The 4303-nt window shown below is 64.9% G+C and carries 4 protein-coding genes; 3 read left to right on the forward strand and 1 reads right to left on the reverse strand.

Annotated elements, in window-relative coordinates; translation table 11 throughout:
- Positions 1–1313: hypothetical protein (locus tag AC1DS3_RS35760; RefSeq protein WP_477129057.1), on the reverse strand; the 1313-nt coding region annotated here is incomplete at its 3' end.
- A 330-nt stretch (positions 1314–1643) separates the two neighbouring features.
- Here AC1DS3_RS35760 and AC1DS3_RS35765 point away from each other — a divergent pair.
- The 3 genes from AC1DS3_RS35765 to AC1DS3_RS35775 all read left to right on the forward strand — a co-directional run.
- A complete protein-coding gene (locus tag AC1DS3_RS35765) occupies positions 1644–2396 on the forward strand; it encodes a sulfite exporter TauE/SafE family protein (protein ID WP_477129058.1) in 753 nt (250 codons plus the stop codon).
- Positions 2397–2465: 69 nt separating this feature from the next.
- On the forward strand, positions 2466–3398 hold the full coding sequence (locus AC1DS3_RS35770) for an ornithine cyclodeaminase family protein (protein WP_441641616.1): 933 nt from the start codon (positions 2466–2468) through the stop codon (positions 3396–3398).
- Between the two features lie 180 nt (positions 3399–3578).
- Positions 3579–4303, forward strand: a 725-nt coding sequence (locus tag AC1DS3_RS35775; protein ID WP_477129059.1) for a TenA family transcriptional regulator, incomplete at its 3' end; no start/stop codon positions are given.

Here is a 4303-nt window from a genome sequence, read left to right on the forward strand (position 1 = left end):
GCCAGCGTGCCGGTCAGTGGCAGGCCGGCAAAGCCCGAGCCGTCGATGCCGGTGATCATGCCCACCAGCAGCACGCCAAACGCCACCAGCACATGGTTATCCGGAATCATGTGCTGGTAAGCCTGGATCAGCTCGAACAGCAGGCTGGGCGCCTTGTCGGCGCTGACACCCAGGATCTGCGCCGCGGTCTCGCCGGCGCCGACAAAGAAGAAGCCGGCGATTGGCAGCACCGAGCCCATGGCCTTGAAGGCGAAGACAAAGCCATCGGTAATGTGCTCGGGGCACACATCGAGCATCTTGCGCGGGCCTTCCGCCGCCAGCGTGGCCAGCATCATCAGCAGCGCCGCAACGCCGCCGACCAGCGCGGCCGCATCGCCGCCCTTCAACTCAGGCAGGCCCGAACCCATCTTCGGCAGCACCATCACGGCCACCACCGCCAGGAAGGCCAGCGGCGTCACCACCGCGAAGCACTTGGACCACTTGACGCGGCGCAGCGCCACCATGGCCAGGCTGCGCTCGATATTGGCATCGGTTGCGAGCGGCTCGTCGTGCTCGGTGCCGCGCGCGATCTCGGCCTTGTCGAAGGTGCCGGCGTGCTCGGCCTTTTCCACGGCGCCGCCCGCGCGCGCTTGCCAATGGGTCAGCAAGGCGCCGCTGGCAGGCACGATGTGCTTGCGCATCGACAGATAGGCCAGGGTCAGCGCGATGGCGCCGGTAATGATCGACAGCACCAGCGCGCGGTCGGCGACCACCACCGCGCTGACCGCGGCGCCGGCTGCCTTGGCGCTGATCCCGGGCGCCACGCCAATCACATAGTCGGACGAAAGCGCCATGCCCTGCCCCGCAATCGCGATGGCCATGGCGCCCGCCAGAGGCGGCAGGCCGGCCGCGATCGCCGCCGGCAGCAAGATGGCCGAGACCAGCGGCACCGCCGGCGTGGGCCAGAAGAACAGCGAAATCACGTAGGTAATGCCGGCCAGGATGAAGAACGCGGAATGGCCGTTCTTCATCACCACCCGGAACGGCTCCACCATGCGGATATCCGAGCGCAGCGTCTTCAGCGAATTGAGCAGCGCCGTCATGAAAGCGATGACCAGGAAGATGTTGAACAACTCCTTGGCCGCCACCAGGCTTGCCGAAAAAATGCCTCCCAGCGCCGAAACCGGGCTACCGGTCAGCGCAAACACCACCAGAAACGTACCCAGAATCGACGGCACGACCACATTGGCTCGCAGGATCATGGTCAGGACGATCACCGCCACGCCCGATAGGTAGATCCAGTGTGCTGCGCCAATCACCACTTCGTGTTGCATGTATTCCCCTTGGATCTTTATCTGTAGAGACCATCGTTTTCGTCTTGCGGGGCTATGGCTGCCCCATGAACGTATACTATATTCTTGATCTACATCAAAACAAGCGAAATCTATCGGGACTAGGGAATCCACCCAATCTGGTGCAAACCCTTATATTTTCGCGCTGAAACGGGGATGGCAGGCACCTTTTGCGAGCCAGCGGCGTCCATTTGGCCAGTTTCAGATGTCTTTCATTTGAAATTTATGTAGACTGTATACCAATTTATCGTGCCACCAAGATGCCATCACCGATGGCGCAGAGCGCGATCCCTGACACCAATCCAATCCACCATGACACTTTCCACCCTTCTTCCCGCCGGCACCACCGCCTGGCAATTCGGCCTGATGGGCGCGCTGATCCTGTGCGGCGCCTGCCTGCAAGGCGTGGGCGGGATCGGTTTCTCGATGGTGTCAGCGCCGGTGGCCGTGCTGTTCTTTCCGCAACTGGCCCCGGGCCCCTTGCTGGCCATGGGCGGGCTGGTCTCGTTGCTGGGTGCGATACGCGAGTTCCGTGCCATTGCCTGGCGCACGGCGGGCAATGCCCTGGCTGGCCGCGCGGCGGGCACGGTGGTGGCGGTGGCGGCAATGACGCAACTGCCGGCCGAATTGCCGGCGCTGGTGTTCGCGCTGTCGATCCTGGCCGCGGTAATGCTGAGCCTGCTGGGCTGGCGGGTGCAGGCATCCGGCCTGAACATGGCGGTGGCGGGTGCTGCCTCCGGCTTCATGGGCACGGTCACCTCGGCGGGCGCGCCGCCCTTTGCCATCGTCATGCAGCACCTGCCGCCGCCGCAGCTGCGCGCCACCATCGGCTGCATCCTGTGTGCCGGCGCGGCGTTTTCGCTGGCCATGCTGGCAGCCGCCGGCCGTTTCGGGCTGGTGGACCTGTGGCTCAGCCTGAGCCTGTCGCCCATGCTGCTGGTCGGCTTTGCGGTGTCCAATCGCCTCAAGAAMCGCTTTTCGGCCAAGGCCGTGCGCAAGCTGCTGCTGGCGCTGTGCACGGCCGGCGCCATTGGCGTGCTGGTCAAGCTCGCCCTGCCCGTCTGACACGCCTTTCCTCGCCTTACCTTGGACCTCACGCTTCCCCTCCATTCCCGCTACGCCAGGAAACAAGCCATGCTGCATATCACCGACGAGATGATCGACCGCCACGTCAGCCCCGCTGACGCCCAGCAAGTGATGCTGGACGCCTTCCGCAGCTTCGGCCAAGGCAACGCCGCCATGCAGGAGCGTATCCGCACCGAGGCCGGCGGCGTCAAGCTGTCGACGCTGGGCGCGGTGATTCCCGAGCAGCAGGTGGCCGGCGCCAAGGTCTACACCACCATCAAGGGACAGTTCTCCTTTGTCATCCTGATCTTCTCCACCGAGGACGGCCGGCCGCTGGCATCGTTCGATGCGGGCGCGATCACCCGGCTGCGCACGGCTGCCTGCTCGGTGCTGGCCGCCCGGCACCTGGCGCGGCCGGGGGCCGAAGTGCTGGCGCTGTTCGGCGCCGGCACGCAAGGCGTGCAGCATGCCCGCCAGCTCGCCGCGGCCCTGCCGCTCAAGCGCATTTTGCTGTCCGACCCGTATGCCGATGCCGCCATGCCCGAGCGCCTGGCGCAGCAGTGCGGCATCCCGGTCGACTTTGCCGAGCCGGACCAGGCCGTGGCCCAGGCCGACATCGTGGTMACCGCCTCGCGCTCCACCACGCCGTTGTTCTCCGGCCATTCGCTCAAGCCCGGCGCCTTCGTCGCGGCCATCGGGTCGAGCCTGCCGCATACCCGCGAGCTGGACGACGTGGCGCTCTCCCGCGCGGCCCGCCTGGTGGTGGAATGGCGCCCCCAGTCGATGCGCGAGGCCGGGGACATCGTGCTGGCGGATCCCGCCGCGCTGCCGGCCGACAAGATCGTCGAGCTGGCCGATGTCGTGACCGGCAGCGTGAAGCCGCGCAGCAATGACACGGACATCCTGATCTACAAGTCCGTGGGCGTGGGGCTGGAGGATGTGGCGCTGGCGGGCTTCGCCTACCGGCAGATCGAGGCAGCGGGTGAAGCCAGGGCCGCTTGAACGCGGTGCAGCCGGCACGCGGGCTGCCTATCTGCCCTATTTGCTCGATCTACCACTACCTCTTTCTTGTAATTGTAGATAGTATACAATTATAAAAACGATAGCCGGTCAAGCAGATTGCTTCCGGAAGATGCTAAGCAGTCCCCCACAACCTTGAACTCGTTCCCCCAGGAGCCCCCGATGGCCGAACTGATGAACCGTGATGATTTCCGTGCCGCCCTTGAAAACGCCATCAAGGGCAAAAGCGCCAACAAAGCCCCCTTCAGCGTCGCCTGGGCCAGCGGCAAGCTCTCCCGCGACCACCTCGCCCGCTGGGCCGAGAACCACTATCACTACGTCGGCCCCTTCGCCGACTACCTCGCCTACATCTACGCCCGCACCCCCGACCGCTTCACCGAAGCCAAGGACTTCCTGCTGGCCAATATGTATGAGGAAGAAATCGGCGGCGACCGCCACACCGACCTGCTGATCCGCTTTGCCCAAGCCTGCGGCACCACCCGCGAGCGCGTGCTCGACCCCGACAACATGTCGCCCACCACCCGTGGCCTGCAAAGCTGGTGCTACGCGGTCGCCATGCGCGAAGACCCCATCGTGGCCGTCGCCGGCCTGGTCGTCGGRCTGGAATCSCAAGTGCCTTCGATCTACCGCAAGCAGACCCCCACGCTGCGCGACAAGTACAACTTCACCGACGAAGAAGTCGAGTTCTTCGACCTGCATATCGTCTCCGATGAAATCCACGGCGAACGCGGCTACCAGATCGTGCTGGAACACGCCAACACCCCGGAGCTGCAGCAGCGCTGCCTCAAGATCTGCGAGATCGGCGCMCAGATGCGCCTGCTCTACACCACCGCCCTCTATCACGACTACGTCGCTCAGGAAATTCCCCTGCCTGAACTGGACATGGC

The organism is Cupriavidus sp. 01L46 (assembly GCF_056399905.1).